This is a genomic window from Paenibacillus silvestris, from assembly GCF_009882985.1.
Lineage (GTDB): Bacteria > Bacillota > Bacilli > Paenibacillales > NBRC-103111 > Paenibacillus_E > Paenibacillus_E silvestris.
This window is the reverse complement of sequence record NZ_WTUZ01000015.1, coordinates 261,914-287,154: the sequence shown is the minus strand read 5'-3', so window position 1 is coordinate 287,154 and position 25,241 is coordinate 261,914. Positions and strand designations below refer to the sequence as shown.

Genomic DNA, 25,241 nt, shown 5'->3' with positions numbered 1-25,241 from the left:
TACAATAGAGCGTTTGGGGACAAATAAGCCCCTGTAGTTCCCATCAACCTCAAAATCAGCTCATTTCGCTCAAATAGCGCCCCGTAGTTCCCTTTCACACAGGGTGACGTGAACCTCACATGGCCTTTCATGCATCACGCTGACTTTATGCCATTCATCCCAACTTACTAGTAGTAGTAACGGGGCTGATCCTGCAGCTCCGCCCGCTTCTGCAAGAAGCGGAAAAAAGCGCTGGCTGCTTGAGCCCGTGACACTTCCTGCTGCGGTGCAAATTTGCCATCATTGAGGGACATAATGTTAAGCCCTACAACAATTGCTGCTGTACCCACTTGTTTCACATCAGCGGCATCCGAGAATTGGCTGTTGAACACGCCATCGAATTTCGCCAAACTTTTGTACCCAAGTGCCTTAACGATCAGTTGTGCCATCTCTTCGCGACTCAGCGTAGCCTCCGGATTGAAATCAGCACCTACATCCAGCAGACCACGATCAACTGCATTTTCGACATAGGCGAAATAAGGCGAAGCGTTGCTTACATCAGCAAAGGAGGCTTTGCGCTCCGCTCCGTAATAAATGCCGCCGTTTCCGCCATTCATCGCGATGACCAGCATTTTGACCAGCTCGCCCCGCTTAATCAGTTGATCCGGGTTGACCTTGCCATCTTGTACATCCAGTGCTTGATAGTCCAGCATCAGTTGAAGCTCGTTCTTAGCCCAGTGATTGTCGATGTCGCTGACGGTCACTTTATCCAGGGTCATGACTTCGCCTGTTTGGCTGTTTCGCCATTTCCCCGTTTGCGCATCAAGCAGGTACGGTTCCCGGCTGAATTTGGGAATAAGCGTGTAGACGAGCTTAGCTTCTAATTTCTCATTTGCGTTGGTTGCAGGTGCAGTTGGAGGAATTTCTCCCGCAGCCACCATAACTTTGTATTTCTCAATTGGCAATACGCCGTTGTATCCGCCGTATTCGAGCACATAGTTTAATTTAATGTCGAATTGGGAAAGCCATAATTCTTTCGCCTTATCGAGGGCCAGAATCTCAGGTTTCTCCTTCGGATACGGCATGTCGCTAAGTCCGAATTGGTAGTTCATGATTTGACCTGTTACACGGTCGATACTGATTGTCACAGCCTCACCACCTGCACTAACACCGTCAATGACGCGATTGAAGCGGATATCCCAATTCCGCATATGCTTCAATTGCTCTTCCGGATAATCCTTGGCGGATGGCTGATTGAGCACCAACTGATCGGTATAAGATGGAATCTGCTTTTTCACAAATTCTACGCTTTTGGCTACAGCATCGTCCAAGGAGATTTTGCCCTCGATATCTTTATTGTTATCAGGGCCATATGGCAAATAGCTATTAAAATTAGTGACTTCTCCCGTTTTGCTATTTACACTTGCCCAAGCTCCACTCCCCATAATCTTGCCCGTAGGGTCCTTCTCGGAGACCGTATTCCAGCTCAAGTTCCAATTGGAGTTCGTTTCCCCCGTTTCAGGGTTCGTCCCTTCATTGTAGGTGGCTTCTTGGAGCTTATAGTCCGTAGAAAGGTTGAACACCGTGCTCACTTTCTTCACGGCTTCTTCCTTGGTTAGGTTCAAAGCGGAGCTCGGACCTTCAGCCAGCGGTTTGTCCGTTACCGGCCCCGATGCCTCCGGATGTGGAACTGGATTCCACAAATCGCCGGTTACCGCATTAAGAGAAAACGCTCCCAACATATAAGAAATAATCGGTAGTTTCTTGCCTTTGGCACCATATGGAATCTGGTAAAGCAGCGACATATCCGCTTTGTCGTGGAACAATTGAGCTGCTTTCTCTTTCGTAATAGGTCCACTATTCGCTTGGAAAGTAACGTCATCCGTCCAGTTGTAATTGTAATTCGTAACTTGACCATCCCCATTTACACTTACCGAAATACCATTCGCAGCAAAAGGAACGCCGTCAACCGAACGATCGAACCGGATGTTGTACTGGTAATTCCCGTTCAGAGGTGTGCGGAACGCTTTCTCTTCCGAGTCGTCGTAAAGCAGTTCTTTCTGCTTGTCTGGATTTACCTTAGCAATGAAGGCGGAAGCGACATCTTTGGCAGCAGAGAAATCAACCTTCGGCGGATAAGCAGGCTTATGATCAGGATCACTGTCATTCATCGAATAAGCCGTTAGCGTTCCGTCCAGACCATTAATCGATACGTTCAAGTAACCGTAGTTCTGATCTTTTACCTTTTTCGCATAATTAATGTTCCACGTAGGGATATTTCTGCCGTTCATCCCATAGTAAGCATTTAAGCTGATCGATTGAAATGTGAAGCCTTCAGGCAGCGTGATGTACGCCTTAGCCCGCTCTTGCGCTTGTTCTTTCGTTATTTTGGCATCTAACATCTTGCCATCGATAACGCCAGGATAGGCCGGGAGTGCAATACTTGTGCTGTCTACACTTACCTCACTTGCCCAAACGGCTGGAGCAGCCGTGAGCAGTAAACTCGAAGCTAGTACTAGCGTTCCTGCTTGTTTGACTAATTTCAAAGTCCTCTTCCTCCTCTTGAAAATAAAATTACCATAATAATCCTTGACGCTGGAAACGAAGGAAAAGTTGCTGAAAACCCACAAAGAAATTAAAAATAAAAAACACATCCCCAAGCCCCCTCATAAGGAGGCATGAACATGTGCTGCTGCTTTAACTACCGCTTGGCAAATTGCCCGATTTGGCATTTTCCTGGCTCAACGTGAGCATGAGATCCTTCATTTCCCCCTGCGTCAAATCGCGCCATTTGCCTACCTTCAAGCTCCCTAGATGAATATGCATGATCCGCACGCGCTGCAGACGCACCACCCGATACCCGAACGCTTCACACATACGGCGAATTTGCCGATTGAGTCCCTGCGTCAGGATAATTCGGAAGACTCGATCGCCAACCGGATAAATCTCACATGGCTTGGTTACCGTGCCCAAAATCCGCACTCCAGTAGCCATCCCCTTCAGAAACATCGGTGTAATCGGCCGATTCACAGTTACGATGTACTCTTTGTCATGATTATTTTCAGCACGCAAAATCTGGTTCACGATGTCTCCGTTATTCGTTAACAGAATGAGACCTTCCGAATCTTTATCCAGCCTGCCGATCGGGAAAATACGTTCCGAATGCCCAACAAAATCCACAATGTTGCCTCTGATATGAGCTTCCGTCGTACTGGTGATTCCTACTGGTTTATTGAGCGCAATATAGACATGCTCCTTCTTCTCGCCAATCGGTTTACCATCAATCCGAACTTCATCGCCAGGACCTACAACACTTCCGAGCCCCGCAACCTCGCCGTTGATCGTAACACGCTTCGCCTCTACCCACTTGTCCGCTTCCCGTCTGGAGCAAACCCCTGTCTCGCTAATAAATTTATTGATTCTCATACTTGGGAAATCCCTTCTATGCCGTAATCCTATTTCACTAATATCTCCTATTATGCTGGATTCGCTACTTTCGTTCAAGTCAGGTGTATAATAGAAACCTACAATGTTTGAAACATGGAGGCTAGCATGCATTTTCTTCTATTAGGAGCAACAGGAAGAGTCGGAACTCGCGTTCTAGAGCGAGCTTTGGCAGATAACCATAAAGTGACTGCACTCGTACGCAATCCGCAAAAGGTCAACCAGCACTCCGAGCAGCTTACCTTACTGCAGGGTGACGCCTGCAATCCGGATGACATTCATCGTGCTTTGGCAGACGTAGACGTCGTCATCAGCTGCCTCAATACCGATGGCGGCACGGTGCTGACGGCGTCCATGCCCTTTCTCATCGAAGCCATGAAGGCTCAAGGCGTTAGCCGGATCGTCACCATCGGCACAGCCGGCATCCTGCAGAGCATAGAGCACCCCGGCTTGCTTCGCTACGAGACGCCAGACACAAGGCGTTCCTCTACGCGTGCTGCCGAGGAGCATCGCAAGGCTTGGGAGCTGCTGCAAGCTTCGAGCTTGGCGTGGACCGTCGTCTGCCCAACCTACTTGCCAGACGGCGAGGCGCTAGGAACCTACCGCGTGGCGCGCGATTTTCTGCCGGAGGACGGCAGGTCGATCTCCGTGGGCGATACGGCAGCTTTTACTTACAACACGGCGTGTTCGAACGAGTACGTTGGCTGCCGCGTTGGATTGGCCTACTAGCAGGGAATGAAAAAGAAGCTCTCCCATAAGTCATCTAATGACCAAGGGAGAGCTTCTTTTGGTTTCACTAACGTCTGCTTCTTTCCTTGGACAAGGCAGAAATGTTAAGCCCTGAAATCACGATACCGACAATGCGGAATACATACCCCGCAACCGGGATGAAACTCAAGAAAGACATAATAATGTTAATCACTGTCTTCGTCGTTGTTCCATTATGGGTGAGGATCGCAAACACTAAATTCACAAACACGAGCGGGATCACCCATGTGTATGACCACAGGTAAACGAATGGGATCAGTCCCAGCAAATACCCCACAGCAATCGCGATTTCCGACAGCAGTTGAAGCAAGTTTAATAATCGAAGTGTATCTGAACGCATATAGACCCTCCATTTCAGCAAGAAAATTATCTATTGTTATTGTAGCATAGGAGGCACAAAAAAACCGTAGGCAACCTTGATGCCTGACGGTTTTTTCTACGTTGTACAACGTGCAACATTATCAAGGAAACTAGACCTCCGCACATCTGTATGTTGTACTTTGTGCAACATCACAGGTGGGAAACTGCCATATTGAGGACTATTCCACCCATTTAATTGCACTTTGTACAACGAAGAGCGGAATAGCAACATGTACTGCGCTTTATCGTTGCACTTATTACAACGAAGGCCCGGTTGACTGAGAGGTCAGGCTGCCCTACAAGCCGCTGCGCACTTCGTCCTCGCCCGCGGCTGCCGTCTCCGGATGTCCCTGCTGCAGCTGGTACATCTGGAAGTACCGCCCGCCGAGCACCATCAGCTCGTCGTGATTGCCGCGCTCGACGATTTCGCCGTGGTCGAGCACAAGAATTTGGTCGGCGCTTTTGATCGTCGACAGCCTGTGCGCAATGATGAAGGTGGTCCGCCCCTTCGACAGCACCTCGAGCGCCGCCTGAATGACGGCCTCGGTCTCGGTGTCGATGGAGGCCGTTGCCTCATCGAGGATCAAGATCGCCGGGTCGAACGCCAGCGCCCGGGCGAAAGAGATCAGCTGCCGCTGCCCAGCCGACAGCGTGCTGCCCTTCTCGATCACGGGCTCGTCGATGCCGCGGGGCAAGCTCTGAAACATGGCCGCTGCGCCTACTTCACGCAGCGCGGCCTCGACCCGTTCCCGGGTGATGGACGGATCATCCAACGAGACGTTGGATGCGATCGTCCCTGTGAACAGGAACGGATCTTGCAGAACGATGCCCATATGCTGCCTAAGCAGCTGTTTGGGCATCTCGCGCACGTCGCGGCCGTCAACCGTGATGCGGCCTTTATCCACATCGTAGAAGCGGAACAGCAAATTCAAGATGGAGCTTTTGCCCGAGCCGGTGTGCCCCACGAGCGCAACGGTTTGCCCTTGTTTGGCCTCGAAAGTGATATCTTTCAGCACATCTTCGCCTTCTTTGTAAGCAAAACGAACCTGCTCAAACTTCACGTTCCCCAGATAACGCTCCGACTTCTCGGTCGCCACTTGAATGCCCTGCTCATCCAGCAGTTCAAATACACGATCAGCCGATACAATGGCTCGTTCCAGGTTGGGCAGCTGATTCACGATCCCCACCATAGGGTGGAACATGCGGTTCAAGTAATCAACGAATGCATATAGAACACCAACCGTGATTAGCGAATGAATGGAGCTGCCACCGACATACCAAATGAGACCGAAGAAGAACAAATTCCGCACAACGTTCATCAGGTTATGGGAGGTCAGCGAGTTGAGGCTGAGTAATTTGTTTTGAAAATGCGTGTATTCATCGTTCAATTGCTCGAATTCTTGTGTCGTTTCCTTTTGCCTGCGGAACGCTTGAATGATCGTCATCCCTTGAATCGCCTCATTGATCATTCCGTTGATAGAACCAATCCGCTCACGAATCTCATGATTATAATGAGAAGCATATTTGCGGTAAACAACAATCCACACGTAGAGCAGAGGAAGCACCGGCAGCGTGAATAAGGCTAATCGATAATCCAGAATGAACAACGCCACAATAATACCTACGATATAAATCGTACCTGTAAAAAAGTTCGCCAACACTTGAACGTAAAGGTCTTTGACAGACTCCGTATCGTTCGTAATCCGTGAAACAATTTTACCAGCAGGCTGATTGTCAAAATAATTGATGGGCAGCCGCTGAATTTGCGCAAAGACATCGCTCCGCATCCGCTGAATGATCCGATTCGCTGCGGACTGCAGCAGATACCGCTGACCGTAGGTAAAACCGGCGCCAATGAGTATCAGCACGAAGTAGATACCAGCCAGCTTCATTAGACTGACAAATTCAGGCTCGTAGAACATGTACAGTTCCTGGATGCTTAGCTTTCTGGCCGGATACTCCACTTGCTCCGTTCCCTGTGTAATCGTTAACTTCCCATCCGCTGTCAGCTTACGGGCGCCATCAAAGAGGATAGGCTGATCCACCCACACAAACTGGGTACCCACCTGCAGAATTCGAACCTCCTGCCCCCTCGGCTCCCCTTCTGCATAATGATCGCCCCGTTTATAGAGGACGCCGTCCATTGGAACCGCGTTTTCCGTTTTTATGGCCGACGTGGTCTGGAACCACGGCTTCTCAATACCGAGAATGTGTGTGTCGATCATCTTCTTGGCGATGAAAGGACCTGCCAGCTCCGTCGCAACAGCGACAGATAAGCATAACAGTGCGATCAGCAGAGGTTTTTTAAACAATGCTGCATATTGAAATAATCGCTTACTTGTTTGTTTCATTAGGGTTTTCACCTTCTTTTCATGAAATCATCTATAGGTCCGTTCAGCCAACCTGTTGTTCTTCTAATTGCTGACGGTCATACTGCTCTTTATACCAGCCACCAAGGGCCAGAAGTTCCTCATGCGTACCTTCTTCCACGATATATCCCTCATCGAGCACGATAATTCGATCAGCATGTTGGACCGCAGACAGGCGGTGCGTTGTGATGAGGGTCGTTTTGCCAGCACGCTCGGAGCGAATCCCGCGGATGATTTCGGCTTCTGTCTTGGCATCCACGGCAGATAATGCGTCATCCAGCATGAGAATTTCCGGATCCACATAAAGCGCTCGCGCGATAGATACGCGCTGCTTCTGACCACCGGATAAAGCCACGCCTTTCTCGCCAACTAAGGTTTCTAAGCCTTCTGGCAGGAACTGAACGTCCTTGCGGAATGCCGCGAGCTCAAGCGCTTGGATAAGCTGCTCTTCTGTGCCTTGGCTAGCACCGAACTTAATGTTTTCTTTCACCGTTTTGGAGAACAGAATCGGCTCCTGTGGAACATACCCGATCCACCCATGCACCGTGTCGATCGTCAACTGCTCAATCGGTGTATCCGAGAGGGTAATCGTGCCCTTCCCGATCGGATATTCACGAAGCAGCTGTTTGAGCAGCGTCGTTTTGCCGCTTCCTGTCCGCCCAACAATACCGAGCGTCTGTCCACGCTTCAAGTCAAAAGAGATATTGACGAGATTGTCGATGGAAGATGACGGATAGCGGAAGGTCACTTCTTGGAAGCTAATCGAACTCGGCAGCAGCATGGTTGTTGCATTCGGTTCGTCGGTAACATCTGGTTTATAACCAAGCGTCTCATTGACCCGGTCCAGTGAGGCATTGCCGCGCTGCATGATGTTCATGAGCTCCCCGATTGCAAACATCGGCCAAATCAACATACCAAGGAATGTATTGAAGGATACTAGCTCCCCGAGCGTTAATTCGCTATGAAACACCATGTATCCGCCGTAGCATAATCCGATTAAATAAGAAATCCCGACAAGAATTTTGACCGTTGGTTCGAAAAGAGCGTCGATAAAAGCAACCGCAATATTTTTCCGAAAGACATCGTCTGTCATCGTTTTAAAGCTTTGTTCACTAGCTTTTTCTTGCACAAAAGCACGAATGACTCGCACGCCGGCGATCGTTTCAAGCACCCGGTCGTTCATTTGGCCGAAAGCATCCTGAGCAAGTATGAACCTCTCGTGGATGCGCCCCCCGTAGATCGTAATCGCAGCAGCCATAAGTGGCAGCGGAAGGATCGAAGCAAGCGTCAGCTTCCAGCTAATGAAGAAGCCCATCATACTGAGAATAGTTAGCATAAACAGCGTTGAGTCTACAAAGGTCAGAATCCCAAATCCTGCTGTCGTAGAAACCGCTTGGAGATCGTTCGTAGCTCTAGCCATGAGATCGCCCGTACGGTTGCGTTCATAAAACGTTGGCGTCATGCGCAGCAGCTGCCTCATTAGACGTGAGCGGAGTACGCGCTCCAGAACAAAAGCGCCCCCAAACAGCTGATACAGCCAAACATACGATAATCCATAACCAGCTACAATTAACGTCCCCCAGAAGGCGAGCAGCTGGAACAGCTTGCTGCCTGTTAAAGTCCCCATGTGTATCCCATCAATCGCATAGCCGATCAGCTTCGGAGGTATCACATCAATGATCCCGACGATGATAAGCAGCCCAATCGCTAGCGTGTATCGCTTCCAATTCGCTCGGAAGAACCAACCTAATTTTTTTAATACTATAAACATCGATTTCATCACTCCTTACTTTACTTATCCACGCAAAAAGGCACACCGCACGCAGCGATATGCCTTTTCAAAAACAGAAAAGCGCTCGTTACGAACTTCTTCGTAACCCGCGCTTTCTTCATCAGCGTATATGAAGGGGTTGCAGCAGCCGAACAAACACCATTAAGGGGATTGGGTATCGGCTAACAGGCGGGTTACTCCGTATGAATTTGTATGGTTGTTATCTTGGTGCTTACGATGTGCATTTGGAGCTAGAACCAACTTAATCATCTTGAAACCCTCCTTCTCTACCGCAAACCTGCTGCGTCTTTATCATTTCCAAAAGTTGTATAACTGCGCTTACAGAGGTGATCTTAACACCCTTTTCAAGCCCCTGTCAATCGGAGAAAAAGACTATAAAAGAACTATCTTACCCCGTCCATTTCGGATCAGAATACTTGCTTTTTCCCTCTACACAAATGTCACACATGTTTCAAAATCTCGCGGCATATTCATAGCATAAGAGTTCATATCGCGCAGAGGGAGTGGATGGGCATGGTCGATCAAGTGTTTGCTTTGTTAGGATGGATTGCTGCATTCGGAGTCGTCATTGGAGGCGTTATTGCACTCGTTGCCCGGTTTGTATCGCGCGATTCGACGAAGTACGATATGGTTTTTTTGTGGGATCATCGTTTTACGTTGGAGGAGCTGGAGCTGGACGAGCCTGCATGATGAGGATAACGTATTATGGACATACAACAGGGCTATCTCATGAGGTCTGAATAGACCTGATGGATAGCCCTGTTTTATTTATTTGAAGGAGCCGACGATGTCGTTGGTGAAGCCGCTGGCCCCTTAGCTCCCTGAGCGCCAGGGACTTGTCCATTGGGCTCACCTTGCCCACCTGGTGCTTGTCCACCCTGTGCTCCGCCCGCTGGTGCCATTGCAGGTGCATTCATGGGTCTATGTACCATTTGACCGCCAAGATGGCCTGTATAACTGACGAGGATCACCGCCGCAAGCGAACCGACTAAATACATCGGATGCCGACCGGCATCTTTCTTTTTCCAAATGAGCAGACCAACACGAATAACCGCAAGAACAATCGCTGCAAGCATCGTTAATTTCGCATAAAATTCATGGGGAACAACCAGGGGATTGCGCCAAGGAGACGGGCCCGTCATGACAGCCGCAACCGCGCCAAGCGCACCTACCACAAGGCAAAGCATACCGGCAGAGTGCCACTCCCGTTTTTTCATGATCATCGCAATGATATCAAAAACAAAGCTGAAAATAAGAAGGGCGATAGGGACATGCGTCACTATGAAGTGCAGATTTTTCAAGATATAATCCATCAATCTCTCTCCTCACTCATCTATTTTATCTACACTACAAAGTGTAGTGTTAAATAAATGGAAAGTCAAGCCTTGCCAATCAGGGCTCTAAATGAGCCCCATTAGCAGGATTACAATGAGCAGCGATATTGCTATACGAAGCCGTGGCCACGGTAGATACAAGGTCATTTGCGGGTCAAGAATATGTTTAATTCGAACATTCATGGATGTTTCAGCGAAAGAGGCGTGAGATAGGGATAAATTTGGAACAGGTGACTGTTGTTTGAGTAGTTTGAGGAGAGCGCTGCCTAGATCTGCAGGCTGATTCATTTGACCAATGGCATACTTATCTGCCCTAAGTTCAATCATAATCGGGTATTTCTTAGCAATCCATGCAAAGATCGGGATGTATAACAGCGCCTTAGAGATCACAGAAAGCAGGAAAATAGCGAGCGGATCGCGATGCTTCACATGGCATTTCTCGTGGTCGATTACAGCATGAAGCTCTGTAGGATCCAGCATGTCGAGCAGACCGGTCGATAGAATGATTCGCGGCTTCAAAAAGCCTATCGTCATAGCTGTTGGTGCTTTGGAAGAGATAATTCGCAGTTGATGCTCATCAAGCCGATACATGCCGCGGTACTGCGAGGTGAGTGCAGCATCTTGGTATCTTGCAACCAGCCTCTTCGCTTTCATCGCTTGGAAGACTTGCCGCACCACCAGCACAAGGACAGAACTAAGGGTATAAAGGATCACAACATTCACCAAATTAAATGCAATGGGTGCAGGTATATGAAGATTTTTGAATAAGATGACGCACAAATCAAAGATGTTATAGCGTGCTTTCCATTTGAAGAGATGCTGTCCGACAAAGAGCAGCATTTGTCCCAAGACAAGCCCCGACAAGGCTAACGAAGCCGCATACAGCCATTTCAATCGCTTTTCCATCATCGTTATCGATCCTTTTTCATTTCTTTGATTTTTTGCTCCAGTTGGTCGAGTAGACCTGGATCTACTTTATCCAGCGCATCCACCATGTGAGTCACCGCCAGGGAGCCGAACTCTTCAATCAGATCAAGCGTAAGCTCTTTGGACTGAGTTTCCATGAAGGCCTCTCTAGTAACAACAGGCTTGTACTGTGACGAACGAGCAACCGCTTTTTTCTGCAAAACACCTTTGTCCACCAAGCGGTTCATCACAGTCATGACGGTGTTGAAATTGTTCGCTTTAGCCTCCTTATCGAGCTTCTGTTGGACGTCTTTAATCGTCATTTCCTCGGCATTGTTCCATAGAATCTCCATGATTTTGGCTTCTAATGGACCGAAGAAACGGTTAAGCCCGCTTCCTTCATATTTAAAATTTTGCATTTTCATGTAGGCACGCTCCTTACACTACAAATTGTAGTAGGAGTCGTACAGGGAAGTCAAGACATACGGTTAAAGAGCCGCGATTTTACTTTACATAACGCTTAAAAAGATTTATAATACTTACATATAGTAAGTAATTAAATAATTTAAAGCGAAGGAGCGATTCCTATGCTTACACAAGTATTTTCGGCGGACCAACAGGGCGTTGGCGCATTTGACGGCGACAAATTTATTGAGCAGCGTGCCATCAGCTTTCCAAGAGAAAAAACGGCTGTAGATCGTGTAGGTCCCTTATTTTATTGGGCTTGGGGCAAATCTACTGATGTTTCAGAGATCGACATGCACCCGCATAAAGCGTTCGAAATTGTCACTTACGTGATTGAAGGTCTCGTGGAACACCGCGATTCTCTTGGCTCTCTGGAGACTGTATCAGACGGCGGCGCTCAAGTCATTCAAGCCGGGTCCGGCGTTTATCACTCTGAGGCATTCCGGACAGTAGGCACCGAAGCCATGCAAATCTGGTTCGAGCCTCATCTTAGTCAATCGGTGAAAAAGCCGGCCACCTACAATCAATATGAACATGAGCAATTCCCTGTCGTCGAGCAGGATGGTGCAACAGTGAAAAAAGTCATTGGCGGAGACGCTCCGATACAGCTGGATACAGATGCGACTATGTTCGACTGGAGGCTTGAGCCGGGCGCAACGTTCACCTACTCGCTCGCTCCGAAGCAGCAGCTTGCTTTTCTCGTTATCCGAGGGCAAGGCAGCAGCGAAGCCGCTGTAGACGGCAAGGGGCTTCAAGCTTTGTCCCATAAGGATTTCGTCGTTATCCAGAGTGACAAACAAGCGGAAGAGGCTTTGCTTTTGAGAGCCGATAGCGAGCAAGGTTTGCGCATCATTGCGATTGAAGTTCCGGAAAATCCGGGATACCCGTTGTACCATAAATAATAAGGTGAGAAGCCGAGTTAGAGGGGCTATCTGTGAGGATCGGGAGTGATCTGACGGGTGGCCTCTTTTTGCTGCGGGTGTGGTTGGTGTGCTGGGGTTGCTGGGGTTGCTGGGGTTGCTGGAGTGGCTGATGTGCTGGGGTAGCTGGGGTGGGTGATGTGCTGGGTTAGCTGGTATGGCTCGTATGGCTCGTGTAGCTGGGGGAGTTGATGTGGCTTAGAGTAGCTAGAGTAGAGCACGTGCAGATGGACGAAATCAGCAAGTGGGGAACTATGATCCCTTATTCTTCGAGTAACTGCCCCATCGGCTAGCGGAAGGGAACTGTGGTCCGCTATTTTACCCATTCGGGATCAAATATGAGCATTCCTAGACAAATAGGACCCTGTAGTTCTGCTTAATCCAAAAAACGAGGCATTTATCAGAAATAGCGCCCTGTAGTTCCCCAATACCCCCTTATCCTTCTATCTCACTCTAGATCCTCTAGTTCCTCTATTTCTTTCTATCTCGCTATATCTCACTCTAATTCGCTCTATCTCACTCTAGTTCCCCCTATTACCCTCTATCTCGCTCACGCAAACGATCACCCGTAAGAACCGAACCAAAGCACTCACACGCCAACAACTTCCACCAAAAACACAAAGGAGCCAACCCCCAAGTAGGTGAACTACTTAACGGTTAGCCCCTTCGATTTTATTCCAGCGATTGAAGCCTAGCTTCATCCTCGCTGAGCGATTCAGCCGCTTGCTGAACAGCCGGCGCATCGGATTGATCTGTAGCCTGATCCAGCGCGTTCTCGGCTTTACCGATAGCATTACGGGCCTCTTGCAGCGTTTGAGGTGTCGGATGGGACAAAGCATGATTCACCGCTTGATGGACATTATCCGCTGAATTTTGTGCGGAAGAAATAGGATTCTGTGACTGTAGGCTTGAATCGGTCTTGGTCATCGTTAGAAATGAGCCTCCTCAAATTGAAATTGGTACAAGGGCTATATTGAGACAATTGGTCACATTTTATACCCTGTATTTCATTTCAACCCCACCTGAGGCATCCTGTCTTGTGAAAGCCGCAAATATCCCATAGGCCAGACTTGCCCCCAATATGTTCAAAATCAAATCATCCACATCCAAGCTCCCCACCCTGAGCAGCATCTGCAGCACTTCCAGGCCTACCAGCGGACAACCAAAAAGCAGCAAAAATGACCTGTACCGCCTAGCCACCCTGAACAAATACGGCAGCATCAACCCATACGGTATGAAGACACCTACATTACCAAATAAATTGATCACCCACGTCCGCATCGGAAAGAGATCGGCATGCCGTATATACATCGCAATGGTCCTGAAAGGAACTACATTATAGTTATAGTCGAAATGTCCCCCGCTCCGCAGACTATCACGCCCGAAGCCCAAAAACATCCAATACAGCAAACAACCCGTGTACCCGATAAAAAGCAGCCATACGAGCGTCCGGATACGCTTCTTCCTCATGATGATCGCCCCCCTCTTCCGCCAATAAAGAACCCTCCCTTCAGTCACGACTGATGAGAGGGTCTTACATTCCCTGTTGCTTTCGCAGTACTATTTGGTCACGGTATCCAAAAATTGCAGAGAGGCAAAAGCTTTATTCAACCGAGCTTCATTAGCGTCCGTTCGAACGGCCGCGTCCATGCGCAGCCTAACGGTATAGGCAATCTGATTTTGACTGAACATGTACGTTGTTTCTTTATAAGGAACTTTGGCACTTACATAATTAACTTCGTATTTCTTCGCCTTCACGCCGCCAAGTATAGTGGTCTCCTCATCGGTGTAGGCATATTCGCTATCGCTTTCGTGACTCTTCTTCTGCGCGGCGTCTTCTTCTTTTACCAAATCCTCATAAGAAGTATTGGTGTCTGCATCGATCGTCAAGTAGCCTCCAGTGAAGAGGAAGGACTTGCTCACCTGATCTTTATTGTCATAGGACTTGCTGCTTGTCCACATTTCTGGAATTTGCAGCGTGTATTTATATTTCTGATTCTTGTAGGTAATGGTACGATTCGGATCGATCAGCTCGTCCAGATCTTGAATGAAGCCAAGCTCTTGATCCCTGTTGTCTTTATCCACTTCAATCGTAGAGGTCAAGCTGTGCAAGAGATCATCGAGCTCAGACCCTTCCTCATCCTGCGGATAGCTGACATCGACCTCATACTTATATTTATCCTTAATGAAAAAGAGGGAATACCCCGCGGTCCATTTGTTACCGAGTGTTTCTGCGTAAGTGGTCTTCAAAGCTGGAACGCCAGCCAAAGTAAGCTCCTCAGGATCTGTAATCTTACGGTATTTCTGCACATACTGCGCTTCAAACTGCTTGCGCTCACGATCAGCCCACGCGGCCAGCGTATCACCGGAAGAAGCCGAAGTAACATGGACCTGAAGCATTTGCGAATAATCAGCGTTAAAGAAGGCTGAATTGCCGGTATAGCTGCTTTTTTGCCAACTTGTAGGCAGTGCAAAGGATAAACCATACTCATTCGTATAGATGGTATTGCCGCTAGAATAACTCGAAATATCCTTGAGCGATTCATCCTGCGCATTGAAGGAAAGCTTGAAGGAATCCAGTAAATCATTATAGCTATTTTGTTTAAAATCGTTGTTATAGTGATCTTTCATGACAAACAATTGCACTTTGTATAGGCGTCCCTCGTGAAGATAACCACGGGTTTGAATATAGCCATCGTCCCCAGAGCGACCCACAATTTTGGCAAATGGGCTGCCTTCTCGCTTCACATATTGACGCTCCAGAATGGTGGACGGTGTCATATCGTCATAATCATCCTCTTCGCTGCCAGTCAATAAGTTCAAAAGCGCCGAAGGAGATAACTCATCGCTCTCATTATCTACTTGGATGGACAGGGAGAACTCCCCTTTGGCATCCACGAAGCTAACGGAATCTCCCTCCTCGGATTGATGCCCCTTCACTAAGCCTGCTGGATATTTCATCGACCAGCCAAAATGGCTGTCGCCGATCTTCGTCTTACCGCGGTCTGCATCCAAATCAGACCCCTCCGCGTCTTCCCTCCACTTCGTTTCGGGATGGAGCACTTCGCCCAGGGTGACAGACTTCGTCACGGTCTTACCCTCTGACTGGATCGTGATATCGACTTTCTCATCCGGCAAATATTTCTTAATCGCCTCATTGTAATCGACCAGCGTCTTCACCTTGTTTGCGCCGATCGAAACAACCAGATCATCCTGCTCAATCCCAGCGGCGGCCGCTGGTGAATCAGGGTCAACATAAGCAACCCGAAGACCTGTGGAGCTAGGTAAGCCCACGACGGCTTCCCAGCTTTCTTCGAGCTCCAGCCCCAGATAAGGACGCTTCACTTTCCCATACAATTGAAAATGCTTCAACACATATTTGACCGTGTCCACGGGAATGGCAAAGCCGAGATTTTCAACCCCGAAATCGGCATATTTCATCGTATTAATACCGATAACTTCACCTTTCATGTTAATTAAAGCGCCCCCGCTGTTGCCTGGATTGATCGCCGCATCCGTCTGAATGAGCTGATATTGAGAGCTCACCGAGCGGTCAAGGCCACTGACGATCCCTACGGTAACGGAATTTCGCAAAGCGAAGGAAATCGGCGTCCCAATAGCCGCGACGGTTTCTCCCACTTTAATGTCTGAGGAAGAAGCGAACGTCGCGGGCGATAGGCCTGATGCCTCGATTTTGACCAAAGCCAAGTCGCTCTCCTCATCAATGTTCGTCGCATGCCCATTATACGTAGTGCCGTCCGATGTGACGACTACGATATTAGTCATATCCTTAACCACATGCGCATTCGTCACGATTACGCCATTAGACTCGACGATTACGCCTGTACCGTGTGCAAGATTAAACCGATTTTTCTCTAGTGTTTTATCTGAATCGTAGGATGGCTTGCCGATAATCGCAACAACGGATGGTGAAGCTTTGTCGATCACCTTAGGAACCTCGGCATTGATTTCGGCTGCATACGAAGGCGACGGCCCCTGCAGGGAAACAAGCAAGAAGGCTGCCAGTAACGCCGTTGCCCCTTTTTTAGCAACTGTATTCCAATTCCCCATGACGGTCTTCCTCTCTTAACAATATATGACAGTAGCTAGAATCTAGCATATTTGTGATAGAGAGACAATACAAATTTTCCCACATAAAAAGGGCTTTATCGACATTCCGTTATGCGCTGCGGGTGGGTGTAAACGGTTAATTGATCCCTTCGAATGAAACCAACAACTGTAATCCCTAGATCCTGCGCTAATCTAAGCGCCAAGTCGGTTGGCGCAGATTTCGACAGCAAAATACCGACCCCGATTTTGGCAGCTTTCAGAGTGACCTCAGAAGAGACCCTTCCGCTAAAGGCAATGATTTTATCCCGCACAGAAATCCGGTGCCTCAACAAGTGACCGTATATTTTGTCCAGAGCATTATGCCGACCAATATCCGACCTGCTTAAGAGAAGCTCATCCGCCGTGCATAGAGCAGCATTGTGCAGCCCGCCCGTAGCCCGAAAATCGGCCGACTGCTCTTGCATCAGGTTCATCAGATGAAAACATTGTTGAACGGTAATCTGGAGCTCCGTGCGAACGGTTTTGGCCGTGCGAGCGTCGTTGTGAAAATAAAACTGACGGCTTTTGCCGCAGCAGGAGCCGATGAATCGTTTGGACACCATCTGCCGGCTTAGCTGGTGCAGATGCCGCAGCTTCACGTGCGCGAAGCCGCGTTCCACCTCCAATGTGAGGGACTCGATCTGATCAACGAATCGTATCAAGCCCTCAGAAGCAAGAAAACCAGTAACCAAATCAACTGTATCTGTTGGCGTGTACACCAGCGTTGCGAATTCCTCGCCATCCACCTTGATCGTTAACGGCGTCTCAGTCGCGATCGTGTCCTCCTGAGGGAGAATCTCTGTGCCGTTATAACGGTAAATGCTCCAAGTTGTCGTTGACGAAAGTCCCGACTCTGCAGATCCAGCAGGGCTAACGGACTCAACTTGGTCCTGTTCGTTATCCATCGTCTTCACCCCGCTTCGATCTCCAGCTCTTCAATCCGTTTCTCGACGTATCGCGTGTCTTTGTGGGCATGGTACGTTTCTGCCTTCTCCACGATTACTGCTGTATTGTATTCCGGGATGCCGGCATGCGGCTCGTAAACGCCTTTTGGGATCAAGCTGTTCCCTTCCGGCCAATGGACTTCGATATTACCGGTTTTGATCTCAGCAAATTTGACCCGGCCATGCATGCTGCCGAACCGGTTGTAGACGACAATCGCTTCCCCTTCACTTAGCGCAAGGGGAGCCGCATCCCCGGGATGGATCAGCACATCGTAACGATCCGCATCATTGAATGGATCGATGTCGCTGTAGATCATGGAGTTGAACTGCTTGCCGCGCCGCGTCGTCACGGCGAAGTGCCCCTCCGGCTTCCGCAGCTGCGGAAGCTCGATCGGCAGCAGCGCGCCGCGGCCATCCGGCGTCGGACAGACGCCGTCCTCGCACAGCCACGCGCCGCCGTATTGAAACACATCACCGCGCTCACGCAGGTGTTGAATGCCGTTGTAGCTCGGCGCGGCCAGAGCAATCTCCTCGCGAATCGCCGCGGCGCTGCCACAGCCGAGATGCTGAACGGCTGCCTCAGGCTTCACGCGGCTGGCCAGATCGGCATAGATCGCCCACTCCGCGCGGGCCTCGCCGATCCGGGGACCCGCGATCTCGGGCGAGAAGTACACCATCCGCTCCGTCGAGGTGGACGTGCCTCCCCCAGGCTGCTCGTAGCGCGTCATCGCGGGCAGCACCACTACAGCCTCCCGCGCGTCCAGCAGCGTGGAGGTATTCAAGATGATGTCCTGGTGCACACGGACATCGACAGCGGTTAGGGCTTCACGGACGAATGCCGGGTCAGGCATCGTCTCCAGGAAGTTGCCTCCGGATGTGTAAAACAGCCGGAGCTTCCGCTCCTGCTCCTCGGGCAGGAGCGCGTTCTCCAAGGTGACACCGACGATGTCACCCTGCCAGCTCGGCAGCACGAAGCCCCAGAGCTGCTCGATGCGGCTGCGGTCGGCGGAGCTGCTTATGTCGCCGCCGGGCAAGGAGAAGGGGTCCGCGCCCATTTCGCCGGAGCCCTGCACGCCGCTGTGGCCGCGGATGGGCATCAGCCCGCAGTGCTCGCGGCCAAGGAAGCCCCGCAGGAGGGCGAGATTCGCCACCTGCGAGATGTTGTCCGTGCCGAAGCGGTGCTGTGTGAGCCCCATGCTCCACACGAAAACCGCGGACGCAGCACGCGCCAGCAGCTCAGCGAACTCGCGCATGCGTTCGCGGGAAAGCCCGGACGACTGCTCCAGCGTCGTCCAGTCCTGCTGCGCCACGTGGGCGCGCAGCTGCTCGTAGCCGTTCGTGTGCGCCTGCACGAACGCATGGTCGATGGCGGAGCCGGGCACGGCCTCCTCCATCTCGAACCAGACCTTCATGACGCCGTTCATGAAGGCAATGTCTCCGCCGATGTTCACTTGGTACACATCGTCGGCGAGTTTGGTCCCGAATAACGCGGATTCGGGAATGGAAGGGATCCAGTACTGCTCCATAGAGGGCTCGTAGTACGGGTTAATGACAATGATCTTCGTCCCTTGGCGCTTGGCCGCATACATATACTTCGTCGAGACCGGCTGATTGTTCGCGGCCACACTGCCCCAGAACACAAGGACATCCGTGCCGATCCAGTCCTTGTAATTACAGGTCGAAGCACCGACGCCGACGGAGCGCTTCAAGGCCGTCTTCGACGGCGAGTGACAAATGCGCGAGGCATTGTCGATGTTGTTCGTGCCGAGCAGCCTCGCCACCTTGGCGGCTGCATAATACGACTCGTTCGTGATCCCTCTGGCCGTCAGGTAGAAAGCCATCCCCTTCGGGTCAATCGCGCGTGCCTTCGCTGCGATGATGTCCAGCGCCTCATCCCAGGTGGCGCGGCTGAACTTTCGCTCCCCGTGCCGGCGTATGAGCGGATAGGGAATACGCCCGAGCTGCCTTAGCTCTGTGCTGCTCATGCGGCTCAGCTCGTCGATGTCCGCGTGGAGCACCTCCTCGCGGATCGCCGGCATCGTATTCAGCCGCAGCACGTTCAGCCGTGTCGTGCAGAGATGCGGTCCAGCCAGCGTCTGGTCGTACAGCCCCGACACGCCTAGTGCGCAGCCGTCGCATACCCCTTGTGTCAATATCCGGTACGCATAAGGGAGATTATCCCGATTCTGCCAGGCGATTTTGGCTGTTTCCCGAATATGCTGCGGCTTCACTTTGCCCAGCCCGAACGGGACCTTGCTGACCCACAGCTTCGGATCAGGTTTTGCGGGCAGCTTGATCGGCCCAGTGTGCTTCGTTTTTCCCATAATGAGCAGCTCCTTCATCGCGATATTGGATTGGTATGAAGCAAAAAACCACCGCAAAACACGCCCTGCAAACTTCCTTTTTCAAGAAAGTTACAAGCGATGTTCTACAGTGGTTAGTCTCCGGCAGGTTCGCTACCAAGTGCCAAGCACTTTGATTATGTATATGTCATTTTTAGCTAATCTTGCCTTGGGTGGCATGTTTGCCTTTGCGTTTGAGCCTGCATTGGCGGGTGTTTGACGGTGCCCATGTATGGAGGTCACGCTCCCAAACTGCAAAAAGTACAGCAAATTCATGCTGACTACGTATTACTTACTTAGAATCTTGCAAAAAGTACATCAAAATTGGGGCTGAAGCTTCATTTGGGGCTAGAACCCGTAAATTTGCTGTACAAAATACACGATTCACTCTCAAAATCGCAAAATTGCGATGTTTTGCTGCACTTTTTACATGATTGTACAGCTTCAATGGTGCGGTCTGCGGTCTGCGGTCTACGGTCTACGGTCTACAGTTAGACAAAGTTCCCCATGACAACCACAATCTACTTCCCGCCAAACTTCCTCTCCAAATCCTGATCAAAAACGAATACGGACATCCCCAAATCCTGCTCAATATCGATGTCAACGAACAGCTGGACGAATTTCGCGCCAAGCAGCTCCTCCATCTCCACAGGGGGATGATCGCGATACATCTCTTTGACCATTTCCGTGCGAGCCGTGCGGAGCATTTGTCTGCCATCGCCCGTCTTCGCCATGAACTTCTCCACCGGTGATAGGTTGCCAGCCATCTCGCAGATCGCCCAGCACTTGCAAAAAGTCGTCGTCACGCGCTCCGGCCCTTTGCCCATATGCCGTTTGCGATAAGCCTTGACCAGGTTACTGAATTCGGCCTCCATTCGGTTCATTCGGCCAGCCACCTTTATGTTTGCTCTTTCAATCATAGCAAGAAAGCGCATACCTGACTAGAGGGAGGCTACGCACGCGGGCCGCTCCCCCCTTAGTCGTGCTCCTCTTCATCCCATCTGCGGGAGTATGCCTTCCGCGTTACCCAGAACGTTGCTCCAAGTATGATAACGAGGGCAATTACGCCCAAAATTATAGCCGCAGTCATTCCTTCCACTCTCCTTTTACACCTTACCTATACAATACCTGAAAAGCGTGGAGCCGTGCAAAGAGCATTTTACGGGGTAGGAAGAAGTGAAATCGTGTATTGACAGTTTGGAGCAACGTATCTAAGATATTAATTAGTCACCTAACAAAAAGGAGGATACCCGTTGTCGCGTCACCCGAATCCCGAATCTCTTACACATATGATGTCTCATTTGCTAAAAATGCACCGCCGTACGATTGATCAAATCATTCATCCGTATGACGTTTATCCCGGTCAACCGCCATTGCTCCTAGCCTTGTCCGCTGAAGACGGACTCAGTCAGCGCGAGCTTGCCGAGCGCATTCACAATAAGCCCGCAACGTTAACGGTTATGGTTGATCGCATGGAGAAAACGGGCCTTGTAGAACGCCAGCCTGACCCTACAGATCAGCGAGTTACCCGCGTTTATTTAACCGATAAAGGCAGGGAAGTCACCGTCCATGTGAAGGAAGCCATTAAGGCAACGGATGAGTTGACGTTTTCGCATTTTTTGCCTGAGGAAATCCTCTTATTCCGCCGTCTCTTGCTTCAAATGCAGGATAATTTGCGCCCGAAAGAGGAAGATAATTAGTTAGCCACCAAACAAAAGAAAGGATTTCTTGCGATGTGGAAACTACGATCATTTGTTAAACCTTATTGGCTGATCACCTTGCTAGCCCCATTGTTGATGGTGATGGAGGTCTGGATGGATCTAACTCAGCCCCGCCTGATGGCGGCCATTGTGAATCATGGCGTTGCAGACGGTAATCTCGCGCTCGTTTGGTCCACGGGCTTGCACATGTTGGGCGTTGCCTTCGTTGGCCTTGTCGGCGGGGTGGGCTGTACGTTTTTTACTGTGAAAGCTGCACAGAACTTCGGTGCTGACCTGCGGCTTAGCGTATTCGAGAAGGTGCAGTCCTTCTCGTTCCGGCAGTTGGACACTTTTTCAACAGGATCGCTGATTACTCGCTTAACCGGCGATGTGATGCAAATGCTGAACATCCTGCAAATTTTACTGCGGCAATTCGTGCGCGAGGCTTCGCTGCTTATTGGCAGCATCGTTATGGCGATTGTGATTTCGCCGCGCCTTTCTTTGATTTTGCTGGTCGTCGTACCGATTCAATTCCTTATTTTATATGTGCTGATGAAACGCTCTACACCACTCTTTCGGTTGATGCAGGCGAGGCTCGATCGCGTTAACACCGTTATGCAGGAAAGTACATCAGGCATTCGGGTGATCAAAGCTTTCGTGCGTGCCGCTTTCGAGCGAACCCGCTTCGGCAAAGCCAACACTGCCCTGCTGGACGCAAGCCTCAGCTCCGCCCGCGCCCTGGCTACAAGCGGACCGCTGATGACTTTAATTTTGAACGTCAGCATTGTTGCGGTTCTATGGTTCGGCGGCGGACAGACCTGGAGCGGCTCTATGGCCATCGGGGATTTGGCTGCTTTTATCATCTATATCACTCAAGTTCTCTTCTCGCTGGTTTCAATCAGCAATACGCTAATGAATATTTCCCGCGCCCAAGTTTCTGCTGAGCGCATCCGCGAAGTGTTGGATACAGAACCGGATATGAATGAACCCGTGCAGGAGCGCAGTGACGCTGAAGTACATAGCGAGATGAATTCACCTATGCTAGGCTGTGAGTTGGAATTTGAGCATGTCTCCTTCGTGTATGATTCGGCTCCCGACCAGCCTGTTCTGGAGGATGTCTCTTTCAAGGTGCTGCCAGGACAAACGATCGGGATTCTTGGAGCGACGGGCTCCGGTAAATCCACACTCGTCAGCTTGATCCCACGGCTCTATGACGCAACAAAAGGCCGCATTCTTCTAGGCGGCGTTGATATTAAGGAGATGCCCGTCGAGCAGCTGCGCGGTCAGATTGGAATTGTCCTGCAGCAGTCTATTTTGTTTAGCGGCACGATTCGCGAGAACCTTCTTTTCGGCAGGCCTGGGGCCACTGAAGCGGAGATCGAGGCAGCCGCCAAGGCTGCGGAAGCGGATAGCTTCATTCGCAAGCTGCCCGAGGGTTACGAGGCGAAGCTGGGACAGCGCGGCGTGAATCTGTCCGGCGGTCAAAAACAACGCATAGCGATTGCCCGAGCGCTGCTCCTGCGCTCACCGCTGCTTGTACTGGATGACAGCACCAGCGCCATTGACCTTGGCACCGAGAAGCGTATCCAGCGCTCTCTGCTGCAGTTGATGGCCGGCAGCACACGCATCATTATTGCGCAGCGCGTCTCATCGGTGCTGCACGCCGATCAAATTCTTGTTCTCGATGAAGGACGCATCGCCGCACGCGGAACCCATGAGGAGCTGCTGGCGACAAGTGCCATCTACCAAGACATTTGCCGCTCGCAGCAAGGAAAGGAGACTGCCCTTCATGGCTAAAAAGCAGACACCACCACGCGCCCGTCATATAGGTGCGACCCTCCTGCGCATGTGGGGTTATCTTCAACAGCAGCGCATCGGGCTGCTCACTGTTATTATCCTTACTGTCCTCGGCAGCGGACTTGCACTGCTCGGGCCTTATTTGATAGGCATCGCCATCGATGATTACATCGTACCGCGCGACAGCAGCGGCTTGCTTGGACTCTGTCTCCTTTTGCTTGGCTGTTATTTGTTCAGCGGAGCGGCTACGTGGATTCAATCGTATGTCATGGCGGGGGTATCTCAGCGTACCGTATGGGAAATGAGACAGGATCTGTTTCGCCACCTTCACAAGCTGCCGATTAGTTATTTTGACAAGACTTCTCACGGTGAACTTATGAGTCGCACGACGAATGACGTCGATAACGTAGCAACTACGCTCAGTCAAAATTTAACGCAGATCATTACAAGTATCGTTATGATTGCTGGTTCTTTTATCATGATGATTACTTTGAATATTTGGCTTACTCTTATTACATTGATTACTGTTCCAATCGTTCTATTCACAACAAAGCAGATTACGAGGCATACCCAGCGTCTATTCAAAGAGCAGCAGCAGCGGCTCGGTGAACTGAATGGACTCATTGAGGAAACGATTTCTGGGCAAAAGGTCGTCAAAACGTTTCGCCGTGAAGCCGCGACAGTCCGCCAGCTAGACACGATTAACAGGCAGCTCCGTGCTGCTGGTACAGGTGCTCAACAGCTCTCGGGCATGATGGGACCTAGCATGAATATGATCAATCATTTCAGCTTCATCCTGCTCGCTGCCATTGGCGGCTGGATGGTGCTTAAAGGTTGGACGATGGTTGGGGTTATTATCAGCTTTCTCAACTATTCCAGACAGTTCAGCCGCCCTATCAACGATCTCGCGAATCAGTATAATATGATTCAGTCCGGTATTGCTGGGGCCGAGCGTGTATTTGAAGTGATGGATCGCGAAACGGAATACGATCCTGTGGGGGATGCTGTAGAGCTAACAGAGGTTAAGGGCGAGGTCGTCTTTCAAAATGTCTCCTTCCGCTACACCGACGATGTGCCTACGCTTAATAATGTTACGTTCGCCGCGGAGCCCGGTGATTTGATCGCCTTAGTTGGCCCGACGGGCGCCGGCAAAACGACGATCATCAACCTGCTGACCCGCTTCTACGACGTCGGCGAAGGCTCCATCACCATCGATGGCCGCGATATTCGCAGCCTCGACAAAGACAGTCTGCGCAGCCGCCTCGGCATCGTGCTGCAGGATGTGTACCTTTTCTCGGATACAATCCGAGAAAACATTCGCTTCGGCCGTCTGGATGCGACGGACGAAGAAGTCGAAGCCGCCGCGAGGCTTGCCAACGCGGACGGGTTCATTCGCAAGCTGCCTAACGGCTATGACGCCATGTTGACCGCCGGAGGCGGCAACCTGAGTCAGGGCCAGCGGCAGCTGCTCACGATCGCGCGGGCGATTCTCGCCGACCCCGCGATCCTCGTGCTCGACGAGGCGACGAGCTCCGTCGACACGCGCACGGAGCTGCACATCCAGCAGGCAATGGGCGTTCTGATGAAAGGGCGCACGAGCTTCGTGATCGCCCACAGGCTGAGCACGATTCGCGAAGCGAGTGCGATTCTTGTGATCCACGGCGGCGAGATCGTGGAACGGGGCACGCATGAGGAGCTGCTTGCGCTCCGCGGGCATTATTATGAATTGTATGCAAACCAATTCAGCCAGGTTAGCTCGCTTTGAGGAGCCATTAATTATTTAACGGACCTCATTGACGTTATATTCGATTATTTCCCTATTTCTCAAACGTAACGGACACCAGAGTCCTTAATAGTTAATAAAACAAACAAAGCGCACAATTTAGGTGTGAATAGCAGCTTTGGAGTCCGTTACAATTTGAAAATGCCTCGAATTCATTGAATAAGGGCAACTCTGTCCGTTAGAGGAAAGAATACAAAAAAAGAGGGTTCCCAATAAACTGGAAGCCCT

Annotated in this window: 20 protein-coding genes; 6 read left to right on the top strand and 14 right to left on the bottom strand. The window is 50.5% G+C overall.

Annotated features, from left to right (window positions below; genetic code table 11):
- Positions 1-167: 167 nt before the first annotated feature.
- Together GQF01_RS12510 and rluF are read right to left on the bottom strand one after the other, a co-directional pair.
- Positions 168-2,525, bottom strand: a complete 2,358-nt coding sequence (locus GQF01_RS12510) for an S-layer homology domain-containing protein (protein WP_161407078.1) — start codon at positions 2,523-2,525, stop codon at positions 168-170.
- Between the two features lie 151 nt (positions 2,526-2,676).
- On the bottom strand, positions 2,677-3,405 hold the full coding sequence (gene rluF, locus GQF01_RS12505; RefSeq protein ID WP_161407077.1) for a 23S rRNA pseudouridine(2604) synthase RluF: 729 nt from the start codon (positions 3,403-3,405) through the stop codon (positions 2,677-2,679).
- Between the two features lie 126 nt (positions 3,406-3,531).
- On the opposite strand from rluF, the gene GQF01_RS12500 reads away from it, so the two are divergent.
- Positions 3,532-4,152 carry an NAD(P)-dependent oxidoreductase gene (locus GQF01_RS12500; RefSeq protein WP_161407076.1) on the top strand — a complete coding sequence of 207 codons (621 nt, stop codon included), beginning with the start codon at positions 3,532-3,534 and terminating at the stop codon, positions 4,150-4,152.
- Between the two features lie 67 nt (positions 4,153-4,219).
- On the opposite strand, the gene GQF01_RS12495 is transcribed toward GQF01_RS12500, so the two are convergent.
- The 3 genes from GQF01_RS12495 to GQF01_RS12485 form a co-directional block, all read right to left on the bottom strand.
- On the bottom strand, positions 4,220-4,531 hold the full coding sequence (locus GQF01_RS12495; protein ID WP_161407075.1) for a hypothetical protein: 312 nt from the start codon (positions 4,529-4,531) through the stop codon (positions 4,220-4,222).
- A gap of 316 nt (positions 4,532-4,847) precedes the next feature.
- A complete protein-coding gene (locus GQF01_RS12490) occupies positions 4,848-6,902 on the bottom strand; it encodes an ABC transporter ATP-binding protein (RefSeq protein ID WP_161407074.1) in 2,055 nt (684 codons plus the stop codon).
- A 43-nt stretch (positions 6,903-6,945) separates the two neighbouring features.
- A complete protein-coding gene (locus GQF01_RS12485; RefSeq protein ID WP_161407073.1) occupies positions 6,946-8,691 on the bottom strand; it encodes an ABC transporter ATP-binding protein in 1,746 nt (581 codons plus the stop codon).
- 534 nt (positions 8,692-9,225) lie between these two features.
- Between GQF01_RS12485 and GQF01_RS12480 the strand changes: the two genes are divergently transcribed.
- Positions 9,226-9,402 (top strand): hypothetical protein, encoded by a 177-nt coding sequence (locus GQF01_RS12480; RefSeq protein WP_161407072.1) that lies wholly within the window; start codon positions 9,226-9,228, stop codon positions 9,400-9,402.
- Between the two features lie 74 nt (positions 9,403-9,476).
- Here GQF01_RS12480 and GQF01_RS12475 read toward each other — a convergent pair whose 3' ends face one another.
- From GQF01_RS12475 to GQF01_RS12465, 3 genes are all read right to left on the bottom strand, one after another.
- On the bottom strand, positions 9,477-10,025 hold the full coding sequence (locus GQF01_RS12475) for a DUF2231 domain-containing protein (protein ID WP_161407071.1): 549 nt from the start codon (positions 10,023-10,025) through the stop codon (positions 9,477-9,479).
- An 87-nt stretch (positions 10,026-10,112) separates the two neighbouring features.
- On the bottom strand, positions 10,113-10,952 hold the full coding sequence (locus tag GQF01_RS12470; protein WP_161407070.1) for a M56 family metallopeptidase: 840 nt from the start codon (positions 10,950-10,952) through the stop codon (positions 10,113-10,115).
- 5 nt (positions 10,953-10,957) lie between these two features.
- The gene (locus GQF01_RS12465) at positions 10,958-11,377 is read right to left on the bottom strand and encodes a BlaI/MecI/CopY family transcriptional regulator (protein ID WP_161407069.1); all 420 of its coding nucleotides are present in this window, start codon (positions 11,375-11,377) and stop codon (positions 10,958-10,960) included.
- A gap of 162 nt (positions 11,378-11,539) precedes the next feature.
- Between GQF01_RS12465 and GQF01_RS12460 the strand changes: the two genes are divergently transcribed.
- On the top strand, positions 11,540-12,319 hold the full coding sequence (locus GQF01_RS12460; RefSeq protein WP_161407068.1) for a pirin family protein: 780 nt from the start codon (positions 11,540-11,542) through the stop codon (positions 12,317-12,319).
- 690 nt (positions 12,320-13,009) lie between these two features.
- Here GQF01_RS12460 and GQF01_RS12455 read toward each other — a convergent pair.
- From GQF01_RS12455 to GQF01_RS12430, 6 genes are all read right to left on the bottom strand, one after another.
- Positions 13,010-13,264: a hypothetical protein gene (locus GQF01_RS12455; RefSeq protein WP_161407067.1), complete on the bottom strand. Its 255-nt coding sequence runs from the start codon at positions 13,262-13,264 to the stop codon at positions 13,010-13,012.
- 66 nt (positions 13,265-13,330) lie between these two features.
- Entirely contained in the window at positions 13,331-13,807 is a 477-nt protein-coding gene (locus GQF01_RS12450; protein ID WP_161407066.1) for a VanZ family protein, read from the bottom strand.
- A 90-nt stretch (positions 13,808-13,897) separates the two neighbouring features.
- Complete coding sequence (locus tag GQF01_RS12445) at positions 13,898-16,408, bottom strand: S1C family serine protease (RefSeq protein WP_161407065.1); 2,511 nt, start codon at positions 16,406-16,408, stop codon at positions 13,898-13,900.
- Between the two features lie 95 nt (positions 16,409-16,503).
- Entirely contained in the window at positions 16,504-17,352 is an 849-nt protein-coding gene (gene fdhD / locus GQF01_RS12440) for a formate dehydrogenase accessory sulfurtransferase FdhD (protein WP_161407064.1), read from the bottom strand.
- A 5-nt stretch (positions 17,353-17,357) separates the two neighbouring features.
- Positions 17,358-19,715: an FdhF/YdeP family oxidoreductase gene (locus GQF01_RS12435; RefSeq protein WP_161407063.1), complete on the bottom strand. Its 2,358-nt coding sequence runs from the start codon at positions 19,713-19,715 to the stop codon at positions 17,358-17,360.
- 539 nt (positions 19,716-20,254) lie between these two features.
- Complete coding sequence (locus tag GQF01_RS12430; protein WP_161407062.1) at positions 20,255-20,617, bottom strand: DUF2294 domain-containing protein; 363 nt, start codon at positions 20,615-20,617, stop codon at positions 20,255-20,257.
- 369 nt (positions 20,618-20,986) lie between these two features.
- On the opposite strand from GQF01_RS12430, the gene GQF01_RS12425 reads away from it, so the two are divergent.
- The 3 genes from GQF01_RS12425 to GQF01_RS12415 are packed head-to-tail and all read left to right on the top strand — an operon-like array spanning position 20,987 to position 24,995.
- The gene (locus tag GQF01_RS12425) at positions 20,987-21,433 is read left to right on the top strand and encodes a MarR family winged helix-turn-helix transcriptional regulator (protein ID WP_328803445.1); all 447 of its coding nucleotides are present in this window, start codon (positions 20,987-20,989) and stop codon (positions 21,431-21,433) included.
- Between the two features lie 33 nt (positions 21,434-21,466).
- Positions 21,467-23,230: an ABC transporter ATP-binding protein gene (locus GQF01_RS12420; protein ID WP_161407061.1), complete on the top strand. Its 1,764-nt coding sequence runs from the start codon at positions 21,467-21,469 to the stop codon at positions 23,228-23,230.
- Positions 23,223-24,995, top strand: a complete 1,773-nt coding sequence (locus tag GQF01_RS12415) for an ABC transporter ATP-binding protein (RefSeq protein WP_161407060.1) — start codon at positions 23,223-23,225, stop codon at positions 24,993-24,995. Before GQF01_RS12420 ends, GQF01_RS12415 begins: the two co-directional genes overlap by 8 nt.
- Positions 24,996-25,241 lie beyond the last annotated feature (246 nt).